Origin of the sequence: Ammonicoccus luteus (assembly GCF_050880385.1) — a bacterium.
Lineage (GTDB): Bacteria > Actinomycetota > Actinomycetes > Propionibacteriales > Propionibacteriaceae > Enemella.
Map to the genome: position 1 here is coordinate 965,201 of NZ_JBNZCI010000001.1, position 13,897 is coordinate 979,097.

At 68.6% G+C, this 13,897-nt stretch carries 17 protein-coding genes; 2 read left to right on the top strand and 15 right to left on the bottom strand.

The genetic code is table 11. The features are described 5' to 3' along the window. Positions 1 to 22: 22 nt before the first annotated feature. On the top strand, positions 23 to 718 hold the full coding sequence (locus ACQ260_RS04470) for a histidine phosphatase family protein (protein WP_432558184.1): 696 nt from the start codon (positions 23 to 25) through the stop codon (positions 716 to 718). Positions 719 to 749: 31 nt separating this feature from the next. Here the strand turns inward: ACQ260_RS04470 and ACQ260_RS04475 are convergent, their stop codons facing one another. From ACQ260_RS04475 to ACQ260_RS04485, 3 genes are all read right to left on the bottom strand, one after another. Then, positions 750 to 1,568 (bottom strand): TIGR03560 family F420-dependent LLM class oxidoreductase, encoded by an 819-nt coding sequence (locus tag ACQ260_RS04475; RefSeq protein WP_432558185.1) that lies wholly within the window; start codon positions 1,566 to 1,568, stop codon positions 750 to 752. Positions 1,569 to 1,615: 47 nt separating this feature from the next. Next, on the bottom strand, positions 1,616 to 2,062 hold the full coding sequence (locus ACQ260_RS04480; RefSeq protein ID WP_432558186.1) for a nitroreductase family deazaflavin-dependent oxidoreductase: 447 nt from the start codon (positions 2,060 to 2,062) through the stop codon (positions 1,616 to 1,618). A gap of 67 nt (positions 2,063 to 2,129) precedes the next feature. Further along, positions 2,130 to 2,885 carry an alpha/beta hydrolase family protein gene (locus ACQ260_RS04485; RefSeq protein WP_432558187.1) on the bottom strand — a complete coding sequence of 252 codons (756 nt, stop codon included), beginning with the start codon at positions 2,883 to 2,885 and terminating at the stop codon, positions 2,130 to 2,132. Between the two features lie 70 nt (positions 2,886 to 2,955). Here ACQ260_RS04485 and arfB point away from each other — a divergent pair, with 70 nt between their 5' ends. After that, complete coding sequence (gene arfB / locus ACQ260_RS04490) at positions 2,956 to 3,417, top strand: alternative ribosome rescue aminoacyl-tRNA hydrolase ArfB (protein WP_432558188.1); 462 nt, start codon at positions 2,956 to 2,958, stop codon at positions 3,415 to 3,417. Between the two features lie 2 nt (positions 3,418 to 3,419). Here arfB and ACQ260_RS04495 read toward each other — a convergent pair whose 3' ends face one another. The 12 genes from ACQ260_RS04495 to ACQ260_RS04550 all read right to left on the bottom strand — a co-directional run bounded on the left by ACQ260_RS04495 (position 3,420) and on the right by ACQ260_RS04550 (position 13,866). Further along, positions 3,420 to 4,064, bottom strand: coding sequence for a class I SAM-dependent methyltransferase (locus tag ACQ260_RS04495; RefSeq protein WP_432558189.1), 645 nt, complete (start codon positions 4,062 to 4,064; stop codon positions 3,420 to 3,422). A 37-nt stretch (positions 4,065 to 4,101) separates the two neighbouring features. After that, positions 4,102 to 5,304 carry a MalY/PatB family protein gene (locus ACQ260_RS04500; protein WP_432558190.1) on the bottom strand — a complete coding sequence of 401 codons (1,203 nt, stop codon included), beginning with the start codon at positions 5,302 to 5,304 and terminating at the stop codon, positions 4,102 to 4,104. Positions 5,305 to 5,363: 59 nt separating this feature from the next. Further along, positions 5,364 to 6,206, bottom strand: coding sequence for an NmrA family NAD(P)-binding protein (locus ACQ260_RS04505; protein WP_432558191.1), 843 nt, complete (start codon positions 6,204 to 6,206; stop codon positions 5,364 to 5,366). Beyond that, on the bottom strand, positions 6,203 to 6,550 hold the full coding sequence (locus tag ACQ260_RS04510) for a DUF2200 domain-containing protein (protein ID WP_432558192.1): 348 nt from the start codon (positions 6,548 to 6,550) through the stop codon (positions 6,203 to 6,205). The genes ACQ260_RS04505 and ACQ260_RS04510 overlap by 4 nt, the downstream gene beginning before the upstream one ends. 69 nt (positions 6,551 to 6,619) lie before the next feature. Beyond that, positions 6,620 to 7,054: a VOC family protein gene (locus ACQ260_RS04515; protein ID WP_432558193.1), complete on the bottom strand. Its 435-nt coding sequence runs from the start codon at positions 7,052 to 7,054 to the stop codon at positions 6,620 to 6,622. Between the two features lie 35 nt (positions 7,055 to 7,089). Beyond that, positions 7,090 to 7,755 (bottom strand): hypothetical protein, encoded by a 666-nt coding sequence (locus tag ACQ260_RS04520; protein WP_432558194.1) that lies wholly within the window; start codon positions 7,753 to 7,755, stop codon positions 7,090 to 7,092. A gap of 119 nt (positions 7,756 to 7,874) precedes the next feature. Then, on the bottom strand, positions 7,875 to 8,753 hold the full coding sequence (locus ACQ260_RS04525) for a hypothetical protein (protein WP_432558195.1): 879 nt from the start codon (positions 8,751 to 8,753) through the stop codon (positions 7,875 to 7,877). A gap of 2 nt (positions 8,754 to 8,755) precedes the next feature. Beyond that, positions 8,756 to 10,075 (bottom strand): hypothetical protein, encoded by a 1,320-nt coding sequence (locus tag ACQ260_RS04530; protein ID WP_432558196.1) that lies wholly within the window; start codon positions 10,073 to 10,075, stop codon positions 8,756 to 8,758. Continuing rightward, positions 10,075 to 10,929 carry a protein phosphatase 2C domain-containing protein gene (locus ACQ260_RS04535; protein ID WP_432558197.1) on the bottom strand — a complete coding sequence of 285 codons (855 nt, stop codon included), beginning with the start codon at positions 10,927 to 10,929 and terminating at the stop codon, positions 10,075 to 10,077. The genes ACQ260_RS04530 and ACQ260_RS04535 overlap by 1 nt, the downstream gene beginning before the upstream one ends. A 36-nt stretch (positions 10,930 to 10,965) precedes the next feature. After that, positions 10,966 to 11,652, bottom strand: a complete 687-nt coding sequence (locus tag ACQ260_RS04540; protein WP_432558198.1) for a vWA domain-containing protein — start codon at positions 11,650 to 11,652, stop codon at positions 10,966 to 10,968. Between the two features lie 228 nt (positions 11,653 to 11,880). Then, a complete protein-coding gene (locus ACQ260_RS04545) occupies positions 11,881 to 12,780 on the bottom strand; it encodes a hypothetical protein (RefSeq protein WP_432558199.1) in 900 nt (299 codons plus the stop codon). Between the two features lie 354 nt (positions 12,781 to 13,134). Then, positions 13,135 to 13,866, bottom strand: coding sequence for a response regulator (locus ACQ260_RS04550; protein ID WP_432558200.1), 732 nt, complete (start codon positions 13,864 to 13,866; stop codon positions 13,135 to 13,137). Between the last annotated feature and the right edge of the window lie 31 nt (positions 13,867 to 13,897).

Below are 13,897 nucleotides of genomic sequence, written 5' to 3' on the forward strand. Positions count from 1 at the left end.
CCGCGGCACTACGCTGCCTGGCATGCGACTGCTGCTGATCCGCCACGGCGAGACCACCGCGAACGTGGCGGGTGCTCTGGACACAGCCCCGCCGGGCAAACCGCTGACCGAGTTGGGCGAACGCCAGGCACTGGCCGCAGGCGAGGTGCTCGAAGCGGAAGGGATCGAGGCGCTCTATTGCTCCGATGCGCTCCGAGCGCAACAGACCGCGGACCACATGGCACACGTCTTGGGTCACCGAGCCACCGTCATCGGCGGCCTCCGCGAGGTGCAGGCCGGTGAGGTCGAGGACCGGACGGACCACGACTCGATCGAGGTCTATCTGAAGACCGTCATCGCGTGGGCCACGGGCGATCTCGACGCCCGCATGCCGGGCGCGGAGGACGGGCACGAGTTCTTTGCCCGATATGACGCGTCGATCCAACAGATCCTCGCGGGTGGGCACGAGGTCGCGGCACTGGTCAGCCACGGCGCCGCAATCCGCGTGTGGACCGCCTTGCGCGCGACCGTCGCCGACGGCATTGACACCCGGGCCGACTTCAACAACACCTCCTGCCTGACGTTGGAGTCCAACGGCGCGGGATGGGATCTGGTCGACTGGAAGTCCGACCCGCTCGGCGGCGCTCACCTGCTCGACGTCAGCGCCCTCGACCGCACGAACGAACCGCCGGCCGAGGAGCTCGCGCATCTCAATGAGGACGTCGACCGGAACGCGTGACGACGCGGCCCCACGTGTCAACACCAGACAGTCAGACCGCCGACAGGACGTGCTCGGCGAACCGCTCGATCGCCGGGCGTCCCTCGCCGGGCCAGCCGCAATACAGATAATCGATGCCGTTGGCGATATGCTCATCGACCTTCCGGCGGATCGTGTCCGGGTCGGGATCGAGGCTGAGCGAGGTCACGCGCTTGATCGACGACACATCGCGGCCCTCCTTGTCGCACAGTTCCTTGAGCAGGTCCAGACGCTGCTTCATCGGCTCGGGCTGGGCGTGCCAATAGTCCGCATAGCGCGCGACGAGGGGCATCGTGCGCTTGGGCCCGGCGCCGCCGATCCAGATCGGCGGGTGGGGGCGCTGGACGGTCGGTGGGTACATCCGCGCGTCCTGCAGGCTCACCCGCTTGCCGTCATAGGAGACGGTCTCGCCGGTCGACAACCGGGTGAGGATCTCGAGCTGGTCCTCGAGCAGATCGAAGCGCTTGCCGGTGGTGAGGAAATCGAAACCGAGTTGGGTGTGCTCGGCCTCGTACCAACCGTTGCCGAGCCCGACCTCGAGCCGGCCGTTGCTGGCGTGGTCGATCGTGTTGACCTGATGGGCGAACAGGGACGGGTGGCGATAGGTGACGCCGGTGACCATCAGCCCGAGGCGCACCGTCGAGGTCGCGGTCGCCAAGGCGGCGAGCGTCGTCATCCCCTCGAAGGCCTCACCGGGCGGATCGCCATACATGGCCACGAAATGGTCGAAGCCCCAGACGCCGGTGAACCCGAGGCTCTCGGCGAACCGGGCCCGGTCGATCACCTCGGCAAAGGACACACGCTGCTGGGCAATATCGAGTCCGAACTTCATGAACTCACGCTAGCGCCTGCGCATCCACCTCCCGAGGGCAGGCGTGGTCAGCCGACCGGCTCACACACGAACACCGGAATGATGCGGCCGGCGTTGCCGGCCTTCTGCTCGTACTCCGCATACGGCGGGTAGGCCGCCACGCAGCGCTCCCACCATTCGTCCCGTTCGGCTCCGGAGATCTCGCGCGCGACAAAGTCACTTGCCTCGGTGCCGTCCTGGATCATGACTTCGGGGTTGGCTTTGATGGAGTGGTACCAGTCCGGATGTTTCGGCGCGCCGCCCTTGGAGGCGACCGCGGCATATGCGCCCTCGTGCTCGACCCGCATCAACGGAAGCCGACGCAGCAGCCCGGACTTGGCCCCACGCACGGTGAACAACACGATCGACATGCCGTTCAGGTCCACTGCGCGGGTGTCCCCCGCCGCCAGCACCTCGTCGACCTGATCCTTCTGCCAGCCCGGCAGCAAGTCTGCGTACTCCCCTTGTAAAGGCATCCCCTCATCGAACCCGAGGCATGCACCGAACACAACCCCGACCCCGGCGGCCGCGAGCAGAGCCAGGTCAGCCCCGCGGACGGGAGCGGGCGAGCAGCGCGGCGATCTCATCTATGTAGGCGTTCGTGTTCTCCCACAGAATCGAGTTGTGGTTGCCGTTGTCGAAGATCCGCAGCCGGGCATCGCCGCCGGCCCACTGCTTCAGTCGCTGGGCGTGGCTGACGTCAACCAGCCCATCAACGCGCGTGTGCAGGATCAGCGTCGGACCCCGATAACCGCCGATCTTCGCCTGATGATCCACGCGCGACTGCATCGCCTCGATCTCCTCCGGGGAACCGCCCAGCTCCTCGGGCGACACGCGCAGCAGGAGGCGCTCGAGCGGGTCGGCGATCGCGCTCTCCAGGATCAGGCCAGCGATCTTCGGGAACCGGCTGACGGCCTCGAGGGCAAAGAACGACCCCACCGACCGTCCCATGACCACGACCTTCTCGGGCGGCCCGGCGGCATCGATGATCGCACCGACATCGTCGAGCATCGCCCCGAGGAGGGGTTGGCCGGTGGAGCCGCCATAACCTCGATATTCCGCGAGCAGCAGGTCCCATCCGAGCATGCCGAGAATCTTGTCCAATGTGCCCTGCCAATCGGCGACGACCTCACCGTTGCCGTGGAAGAAGACGACCGTGAACCCGTCCGGATCGACTCGATGGACGCCGCAGGCCAACACCGCGTCATCGACATTGACGTCCAGTCGTGAGGTGGGTGCTCGGCCGCCGGGAAAGAAGTAACGCTCCGCAATGAGCGGGTGATTGATCAGGTCCGCCATCCGCCGATTCTAGAGTCGCCGCGATCCGAAGCAGGTCGCGGGCGTCGGAGCAACAGCGCACACTGGGTGCATGACCGCACCCGGACGAGATCTCGTCATCCGCCCGGGTCCAGGCGTACCCAAAGGACTCACCATCCCCGCCACCGAACTCGACGAGCGGTTCAGCCGCTCGGCCGGCCCTGGCGGTCAAGGGGTGAACACCACCGACAGCCGGGTGGAGCTGTTGTTCGAGCCGGGCACGTCGACCGCGTTCACCGACACCCAACGAGCGCGGGTGCTGGCCGCGCTGGCCGACCGGCTCGTGCACGGCCGGATCTCGATCGTGGCATCCGAGCGCCGTGCGCAACTGCGCAACCGGGTGATCGCCCGGGAGCGGCTCGCCGACCTCGTGCGCCGTGCTCTCGCCCCGGACCCGCCGAAGCGCCGGCCGACGAAGCCGACGCGGGGATCGCAGGCCCGGCGGCTGGCCGCGAAGAAGCGGCGGAGTGAGGTGAAGAGCGGGCGGGGAAGGGTGCGCGGCAGTGAGCACTGACCTCAGCGCAGGCCGGCGGCTCCGGACACGAACCACGACCATGGCTGCACCGGCGGGACCCTGAACGCGTCACGGGCATCCAGCGTCGACGTGTCGAAGCCGGCGCCCGCCAGGAGCGCGACCATGTCGCGGTCGATGTGACACCCACCGGATACCCGCCCCCACACCGGCTGCGCGGCGCGTTGGAACCGCCGAACCGACTGCTTTGGGGACAGGGAGTGCTCCACGAGCCGGAAGCGGCCGTCCGGTCGAAGAACGCGTCGGGCCTCGGTCAAGGCGCTCTCGATGTCGGGGATGCTGCACAGGGTCCAGGTGGCGACCACGGTGTCGACCGAGTTGTCCGGAAGGTCGATGAGCGCGGCGTCGTCCCCGACCCGGGTCACGGGACGGCCGAATCGTGCGATGTCGGACTGGGCGAGGCGCCAGGCAACGTCGGACGGATCGATCGCGAGCACCTCGCTGACGTCGTCGCCATAGAAGCGAAGGTTCCGGCCCGATCCGAAGCCGAGTTCCAGGACCGTTCCGCGGGCCGCCCCGATCGCGGCCGCACGCCAGCCCCCCACTATTCGATCGGACAGGACGATGTCGACCGCCCGCGGCAGTCCGCGGTCGACCCAGAACTGTTCGACGCGTTCACGAGCTGACATGGGGCCTCCATCTTCTGGGCTGCGCGGGCTCTGGCGGTCAGGCATCGGGGGATTCCGCGCGAGCAAGGACGCCACCCATGCGCTCGACGGCCTCGGTGAGCACGTCGAGCCGCGTGGCGAAGTTGAGCCTGACGTGGTTCTCTCCGCCCGACCCGAAGGCCTCGCCGGCGTTCAGGCCCACTCGACCATGGTCCAGGAATGCCTTGGCCGGGCCGGCCGACAGGCGGACGTTCCCCGGGATCGCGACGGCAGCCGGATCCGCCAGCGGGGTGCGGGAGCAGTCGAGCCACGCCAGGAAGGTCCCCTCCGGGATCCGATAGCCGATCGCCGGCGCGTGCTCGGCCAACAGGTCCGCCACCAGGCGCCGCCGCCGATCCAGGGCGGCGTTGAGCGCGTCGAGCCAGTCGCCCGACTCGGCGTACGCCGCCGCATGCGCCAGCACCGCCACATGGCTCGCGCCGTGCGACACGATCTCGGGCATCCGCGCGAGGTCCGCGACCGCATCGGGCCCGGCCACCACGAGGGCGGCCTTGAGACCCGCCAGATTCCAGGCCTTGGATGCCGACGTGACCATGAAGCCCCGCGGGTCGACCGACAGATAGGGCGTGAACGTCGCGCCCGGGAAGACCAGCGGCGCGTGAATCTCGTCGGACACGACCCGCACGGAGTGCCGCGCGGCGATCGCCGCTGCGGTCTCGAGCTCGGCGCGCGTGTGGACGGTTCCGGTGGGGTTGTGGGGGTTGGAGAGGAGGAGTACGCCGCCGCGGCCGTCAGCACAGGCCCGCTCGAGGGTCTCGGGGTCCAGCCGGCCGGTGTCGGTCAACCGGGCCTCGATCACACGGCGACCGGCGTGGACGCTGAACGCATGGAACGGCGGATAGACCGGCGCGGTCACCACTACCGCGTCGCCCGGCTCGGTGAGCAACCCGATGACCTCGGTGACGCCGACCATCACGTCGGCAACCGGATAGCAGCGTTCCGGGCGGACGCCGTCGAAGCCCCAGCGTGCGCGGGCGAAGGACCCGAGCGCCTCTGCGTACGCATCCCCGCCCGGATAGCCCGTGTCCCCCGACTCCATCGCCCGGCTCACCGCCCGTCGGATCGGCTCGGCGGGAATGACGTCCATCTCCGCCACCCACAGCGGCAGGACATCCGCCGGGAACGCACGCCACTTCATCGAGGTGCGGGCGCGCAACCTGTCGAGCGGCACTTCTTCGAGTGGGTCGGGCAGCGCTGTCATGGTTCCGATCCTGCCTCAGTCGTGCCGGTTCGGGCCATGGGCTCGTGGCGGCCAGCGGCTCACGACCAGGCCGCCCGCTCGCGGCGCGCGAAATCAGCGAGGTCGATCGGGGCCCGACCGAGCACGGTCTCCACGTCGTCGGTGAGTCCGGCGGCCAGGCCGAGACGCGCGCTGGTGTAGATCGCGGTGGTCACGGCCACCATGGGCCACGGCATGTCCAGATGGCGACGAGCATGGCGCACATAACGAGCCACCGATGGTTCGCGATAGCGGATCGGTCGGCCGAGTTCGGCCGACAGCACCTCGACGACTTGGTGATAGTCGAGTGCGCGCGAACCGGTCACCGTCCAGGCACGCTCGGCATGGGCGCCCGGATTCAGCAGGGCGGCCGCGGCCACGGCGCCGACGTCCTCGGCATCGACGAAGGCGGTGCGGCCGGTCCCCGCGGGGACGACGAGTTCATCGCGGTCGCGGATGTCGCTCCCATGGGGTGTCAGCAGGTTCTGGTGGAAGAAGGAGGCGCGCACGAACGTCCAGGACATCCCTGACTCCGCGAGCCAGCGCTCGACGAGCGCGTGCGGCGCGCCGCGGAGCTTCTCCACGCCCTGGAGCGACAGGAACACCACGTGTTCGACCCCAGCGTCCCGGGCCGCGGCCATGGCCGGCAACAAGTCTCGGCGGACATTGCCGATAGCCGGTGGGCGAACGAGGAACAGGGCCCGCACACCGTCGAAGGCGGCCGGCCAGGTGGCGGGCTCGGTGAAGTCGAGGGCCACCTGATGGCGATCGCCATCGCCGTCGGGCCGGCGGGCGGCCAGGCGTACCCGCTCGCCGGCAGCCACGAGCTCGCGCGCGACGATACGACCGACCCGACCCGTGGCGCCCGTCACCAAAATCGTCACGATTGGCCCCGCAGCACCTTCTCCATCGCCTTGCCCTTGGCGAGTTCGTCGACGAGTTTGTCGAGATAGCGGATCTTCTGCATCAACGGGTCGTCGATCTGTTCGACCCGTACGCCGCAGACGACCCCGGTGATCGCGGACGACTTCGGGTTGAGGTGGGCATCGTCGAAGAAGTTCTCGAACGTCGTCTCCGCCGTGAGGTGCTGATCGAGAGCCTCCGCGTCGAACCCGGTCAGCCACTCGATCACCTGGTCCAACTCCGCCTTCGTCCTGCCCTTCTTTTCCACCTTCGCGAGATAGAGCGGATAGACCGATGCGAAGCTCGTGGTGAAGATGCGGCTCATGAGCGGAGCGTAGTCGGTGTCGCTCGGTCAGGTTTCCCACGCCCGCCCGCCGCGCGCCAACGCGGACGCCTAGGCGCTCTGCGGGTCCCACGCGCGTGTGCTCAGCACCAGCAGATAGCCGTCGGGGTCGCGGATGGTCAGGCCCCATTGATCCCAATACGGGTTCCGCGCGGCCACTCGTTGACCACCGTGCGTCAGCAACCGCTCCACCCATGGCGCAGGAACCTCCGCCCCCAGATAGAAGACCAGCAGGTCCTCGGCACTCGGTGGATGCTCAGCAAGGGTTCTCGGGTCCTCGACAAGCTCGAGATGCCACCTCGCTCCCGGCGCGCCCACCATGAGAAGCGCATGTTCGGCGCCGCCTCCCGGCTGGACACGCCAGAGGACCTTGAGGCCCGCTCCCTCGACCCAGAACTCCTCGGCCGCCCGCAAGTCAGCACTCGGGCGCGCGATGCGCACAGCGACATCTGACAGCCCGCCGCCCGTTGCGACGACGTCGCTCATGTCTCCACCCGTCTCGTCCTTCCCCGCAGGCCAGCTCAGCCCGCGCTCACACGCCGGGCCGCGAGCAGGTCCATGCCGGTGACAGCGCAGGCGGCGGCTGCCGCGATGGGGACGGCGAATGCTCCCAGCTCGGCGGCCTCACCCCCGATGACCGCGCTCACCACGACGGCACCGAGGACCAGGGCCAAGGCGCCCAACCGCAGCCAGTCGCGCCCCGGGTGCAGCCGATCCCGCCACAGATCGCGGATCGCGGCGATCACCGGCTTGGCGAGGAACGCCAGCACCGCGACTGCCAACACGATGGCGCCGTCAACGGGACCCACCTGGTCCCGGGGGACGATGGCGGGCACGAACCGCCACAACGAGAACAGCGCGAAGAACGCCACGACCAGCGCCACGCCGCCGGCCGCGACACCGACGACCGCGCCCAGCAGATCCCGCCCACGCAGCGCGCGGCCGTGGACGAGCCACGCCAGAAGGGCACCGCCGACCACGCCCACCAGCATGGCCAGCATGCCCAGACCCTCGACCCAGGCAGGCATCATCGCCGCTCCGGGATCCCCACCCGACGTCACCCACGCCGCAATTGCCTGCAGCCCGATGCCGATGAGGAAGATGACTGCTGCGAACAGAAACGCGTCCACAGCGAGGTGATAGCGGTTGCGACTCGCAACGACGGGCCGCTCCAACGTGCCAGACATGTCCATGCCTCCACGCAACCGTCGCCCCAGGCGGTTGCCTGCACCAGATTCTCCCACCGTCGACCGCACCGCACAAGGAGTGCAGCCGGGCTGAATCAGCCTGCCCGAACGATGACGACTCAAGTGAGGAGGGCCAGCCATTCACGGATCGCCGGTCGTGACCCTGTTGGGCCCGCGGCTGCGCGCCGGAGGAGAAACTCGAGCCCCTCGCGCTGCTCGGCGTCGAGCCCGCACTCCTCGGGAACAGCGATCGACGAAGCCTCTTCCGGAAATCCGGCGGAAACGTTGTTGACCACGATCAGGCGATGAACCAGCAGTGCATATTTATAGCGATCGAGATCGAATCCCAGCGGCAATTCCGACGACCGGTGCGGGTCATTCCAATCCGGCGTATTCGCGAGATCCTTCGCCGGAATCACCCGTGTCGAAATGTGGTGCACGCCATCCATGTCCATGACCAGCAATTCGAGCGGATCGGTGGCGTACCTCATGTTTTTCAACGACAAGTCCCCATAGATCAGATCGTCTGCATGGAGGGTGTCGAGGAACTGACCGACGAGGCGCACCAACTCGACCCGCTCCCCCGCCGACAGCACGCGGAGCGGATAGAACGCCTTCCCCGCCTCCGGCTCGAGCGCGAACTCCAATGTCGCCTCCTGCATGGCCGGGCCATAAGGAGTGTGGATCTCGGCGCGAAATCGGTCGGGCATGCGGGGCATGACATACCCCTCCACCGATTCCCCCGGACCCAGCACGTGGACGGGCCACAGCGCGGTTATCCCGTGCTCGGCCAGCGACGGACCGAGTCGATGCCCGGCCTCGACCAGCTCGACAAAGCTCTCGCGGGCGTCGGCGATCGGGGTGTAGTAATGCTTGTAGACATAGCCCTCATGCCGCGGCAGTTCATAGACCGCGCCCTGGCCACCGCCACGGCCCAGCATGGCGCCGACGCGCAGTTGGGTCGCCAGCCTCACGCGGGGCGAGATCGGTGATTCCACGATCAGTCCTGCGGGGGTTCAACGGGCCTCCACCGGCGGTTGCCGGTGCTCCCCGCGCTCGCGCTGGGCGGCGGATCCGCTGCGCCCGAGACTTCCGGAGTCGTCGACTGTTGGGAGCCTGACGCCCGCCCCTTCGCCGCCCCCGCGGTCTCCCCGAGCGCAGCCTCGGCCAGCGCCTTCTCCGCCAGCGCCTTCTCGGTCGGCACCTCGTCGGCGCCCTCGGCCCAGGCCCGCGCCTTGCGCAGGACTCGCCGCAACCAGCTTTCCTGGCCGGCGCGTGACGTCCTATGAGCGGTCGAGGTGATCGACCCGGCCGGCGTGCCTGTGCCGGAAGCTGTGGGCGCAGACGCGACGGCAGCGGTGTCATCCGCTGCGGTCACCGAACGCCACCGCCGGGCCCCGGGCACGGCCACGGTCGACGGACCGGTCGCATGCGGCCAGACGAACCCCGGTTGTGGGACGGGTCTGGGCGCGACCCTGACTTGCTGGACCGCCCGGCCCTGGAGCGCCTGCCGCCATTCGGTAGCTGTCGGCCGCGTCCCGGTCGGTCCGGCGGCCTGCACGAGCAGTCGGTCGAGCGCCTCCGTGATCACCGGCGGCAGGTCAGGGATCGCGTGACCGGCGTCGGCCGACGGACGCGCGTTCAGGTCTCCGGTCAACACGCGGCAGACCATCAACGCAAGCTTGTAGCAATCGCGGTCCTGGTCGGGTGGCGTGCCCGGTAGTGCCGCCGGATCCTCCCAATCGGGGCTGTCGAGCTGCTTGGACACCGGCTCGCCGGCCGGCGGCTTGATGCCGTCGCAGTCGAGCAGCATCACACGCGGCTCGGGATCCGCGGTCCATTGCACGTTGGACCACGAGAGATCACCGAACACCATGCGCCGGTGATGCAGCTGTTGCAGGATGCCGGCGAGCAGCGCGAGGAGGCGTACCCTCACCTCCTGCCCCGGCAACGACACCGCGCCCCACATCGGGGCCGCCGGGGCAGCCAGATAGCTGAAACTGGCGGGCTGGCCGACCAGGTTGCCCTCGGACATGAAGAACTCGTCCGGGATCAACGGCATGAGGAAACCGACCACCTGCGAGCCGTCGGAAACGGTCTCGGTCGGCCACGTCGCCCAGTGGGTGATCGGCTCGCCCTCGATGCGCAGCCGGGTGGCCTCGGCCGCCAAGTCCCGGAGCACGTCCACCCGAAGGGCAGGCAGTTGGTCGGCGCGATAGCGCTTGAGTGCCTGTCCGGGAAGGTCGGGCAGCAGGAACACCTGGGCCTGCCCGCCCTCACCGAGCTTCCTGCCGATGTTGAGGTCGGCCAGCTGGACCATCAGCGGTCTCCGAACTCCACGAGCAACAGAGTGCGGTCGTCGTCATAGGTCTTGACGGCGGCGTCGAGGTAGTACAGCAGTTCCGACGGCGAGAGCGGCCGGTCCGCCCAGCGTCCACCGATTGCTTCGGCGAACTCCGGCACATCCTCGAGCAGGTTGCCTGCCCCGTCGGTGGCGAGGGCGAGGACGTCCCCGGGCTGGGCGTCGACGTGCCAGACGGTGGCCCGCGCGTGCTGGGGCAGCGGGTCGACGACGTTGGAGAGCGTCGCCTCGTCCTGGCCGGTGCCGGCGATGGGGGTCCAGGTGCCGTTGCGGAGGAGGTACGCCGGCGAGTCGCCTATCTGCCCAACCGCCACCCGCCAGCGGCTGGTGCCGTCCTCGGCCGCGACCGGATCCCGCTGGATCGCGGCGAACGTGAGAGTCGTGCTGAGGCTCACCGCTGCCACACCGCGCGCGTCGGCAGTCGCCTCGAGCGAGGCGCTGATCTCCTGGCAGTCGAACTCGGCGGCCTGCAGGCTGACCAGGTCGCCGACCTTGGGCCAGGCTGCGACGAAGCGGGCAGCCACGGCCGACCCGAGATGCGAATCCGGCTGCGATCCCAGTCCGTCAGCCACTGCACACACGAGCAGATCGTCGATCTCGCCCACCGCGAGCTGGTCCTGCCGCACCGCGCCCTCCCACCGATGGCTGTGACCACGGACGGACACTCCCCGCACGGTCAGGCCGGGGAGGTCCGCCCATTCGACGGCCGTGTCGGGCACGTGCGCGCACGGGTCAACGGGTTGCTGGGTGACCCGCTGGGGAATCGGCAGCAGACGGCCGAGTTCGCCGAAGGAGGCAAAACGTGACGACACAGTGAGATCCGTTCGTGGTGATCCGTTCGGGGGTGATCAGAGCTGCTCGGCAGGCAGCGGCTCATAGCCCGCCGGCACCTGCTGAAATCCCTCGACCTCGACCGGCATGACCGGGGACAGCGCATCGCCCTTGCCCGAGCCCGAGTTGACGATCGACCGGGTGAGCACGGTGGCGAACTCCGCGAGCGCCTGCGCCGGCGAGAGGCTGCCGTCAGCGATGAACGCACGCGTGCGACCAACCATCCCGATCACCGTCGGATCGGCCGCGCCGAACCCGAAGGCGATCATGTTCGGGTGCCGGGCCCAGGACGGGTCGACAAGGTCGGCGAGCGCCTCCTGCCACGTGGACTCGGTGTCAGTCGGCTGCCCATCGGACAGGAAGAACACCGAGGGACGGAAGACGCGGTGGCCCGCCGCCTTGAGCGCGTCCACGTCGCTGTCGATCTCGCTGCGGAGCAGCTTGAAGGCGGAGGCGTAGCTCGTGGCGCCCGACTCCTGGAGCTCCGGAAGCTGGGTGATCTGCGACAGGTCCACGAGCGGTTGGAGCACCTGGGCGGTGTCGCTGAAGGTGATGATGCTGAAGCGCGTCTTGTCGGACACGACCGGGTTGGTGCCGATCTCCTTGTGCAGGTCCGGGAGCGCCTTGTTCATGGCCTCCAGGGGCGGGCCCTGCATCGAGTACGACTCGTCGCACACCAGATAGAACGGGAGAATATTTGCCATTGCTTTTCAAATCCTTGACGTGAGGGAATGCGCCGCGGCGACACTCTAGGTCACAGCTTTTGCAGGACAACGCGTGATTCACGGGCTGGTCGGGGTCCTCAACGCGGGCAGCACCGGGCCCGAAAAGAGCATTATCAATTCCGGCGAATTGCTGGAGAACAGTGGGCAACACGCAACGAATAGACTTGACTTTCTTTGCGTACGGCCGCACAAGGCCCATTCGGCGCCCTACTCGCCGCCCTCATCCAACGCCAAGCCGGAGATCCGCTCGAGCGAGGCCCTGACCTGGGTGAGCTCCGAGATTTGGTGCTGCAGGGCGCCCGTGTGCAGCCCGAGGGCCTTTCCGACGGCGTTGGTCCCGTGGAGCAGCAGGCCGGCCGAGTCCTCGAGCCTCCGTGTCGCGTCCTCCAGCAGCTGGAGGGACTGCTGGGTCGCCTGCTGGGCGCGCAGCAACTCGATCGTGGCCTCCGTGAGCACTTCCACGCCTTCAACCGGATCCTCGACCGTGCGGGCATTGATCACGTTCGTTGCGCGGGTCATGGCCCGGGCCAAGCGCACGGCGCCGCGGTCTGCATCCTCGGCCTCCGCGCGCGCAGCCGAACGTGCCGACACCCAACTGGCAGCGAACAGCACCACGCTCCAGAGAAAGAGCGTGCCGGCGCTCGCGACGGCGGCGGGGAGCAGGTGGCGCTCAGCCAGTTGACCACCCATAGCCGTGGTCCAGAACTGGAGCAGTCCCCGACCCTGCGCAGCCCCTGCTTCGAGCACTTGGCGGTAGCCCTCCAGAGCCGCCCCGAACGACCACCAGATCCGTGCGACCGGGAGCACCAGGAAGGCGACCGCCAGCACACCGAGGATTCGACTCAGCTGCCGGCGCCGCCGCGGTCGCAGGCGCATCGTCGTGTCCGCCGCGAAGGCCGCGACCAAGTCGACTTCCCGCCAGCCCGCGTGCTGGGCACCGCCGAGCCGAACAGCGGTGGCGAGGTCGGACAATTCCTGGCGCCGCAGGGCGAAGCGCGGATCGTTGGCGACGTCAAGGAGAAGCGCGACCGTTCGACGGCGCTCGTCATCGATCACGCCCCGCTCGCCTGTGGTCCAACTCCGATCGATCGCAGCGCTCGATGTCAAGACACTCCTCGGGTGAAGGGTGGGCACAAGGGGGAAGGGCCGGACTCGCGGCACCGGGGCCGCAGCCTAGGCCGTGTTGGATGTCCACCGGCTCGTGTCTTGCGGCCCAAGGCCACTGGCTCGCTTCTTGCGGCCCAAGGCCGCCGTGATCGGGTCGCGCCATCCTGCACCGCTCACGTTCTCTCGACGAGGAACGCAGGAATTGAACAATCGATCGCAAATCGACGCCACTTGAGCCCCGATTTCGGGATCGACTGTTCGATTTCCTCGCTTTGGCCCTTCATGCCGCGGCTGGCTCCGCAGATGGAGGCACGCCGTCCACATGGGCGCTGAGGTCAAGCATCGTGGTTCTGCTCACAGCAGGCCGCGTTCATAGGCGACGCGCACCGCCGCCGCCCGGTCGCTGACGCCGAGCTTCTCGAAAGCGCGGGCCAAGTGGGTCTTGACGGTCGCCTCACTGACGTTCATCCGATTCGCCACGCTGCGATTGGTGAGGCCATGGGCGATCAGGCGCAGCCCCTCAAGCTCACGGTCGCTGAGCTGCTCCTCGGCATGACGACCCGCGAGGATGGCGAGTGCCTCGGCGGTCAACACGGGTTTGCCCGAGGCGACGTCGTTGACGGCACGCACGAGCTCGGCCCGTCGGGAGTCCTTGAGCAGATAGCCGTCGGCGCCCGCCTCGAGGGCGGTGCGGATGTCGCGCTCGGAGTGATAGGTGGTGAGCACGAGGATCCGGGGTCGCGTGCGGCCGTCGGCGCGCAACGCGACGATGGCGGCGAGCCCGTCTCCACCCGCCATGCGCAAATCCATCAGCGCGACGTCAGGGTCCTGCCGCTCGATCACGACCAGCGCCTCGGGCCCGCTGGCCGCCTCGCCGACAACCGCGATGGTCGGCTCGCTGCCGAACATCCCGACGAGTCCGTCGCGCACGACAGGATGATCGTCGACGACGACAACCCGGATCGGCAGTGAAGGTGTTGTCATAGTGGGAAGGCTGCGCGGATCGTGCAGGATGATGCCGGCGACGAGCCCGCGCAGGCGCGGCGGCACGGCGTGGCGCACGACGACCGGCCCGCTCCGGTTCATCTGCGGTCTCCTTTCGGTGCCGATTTGTCCA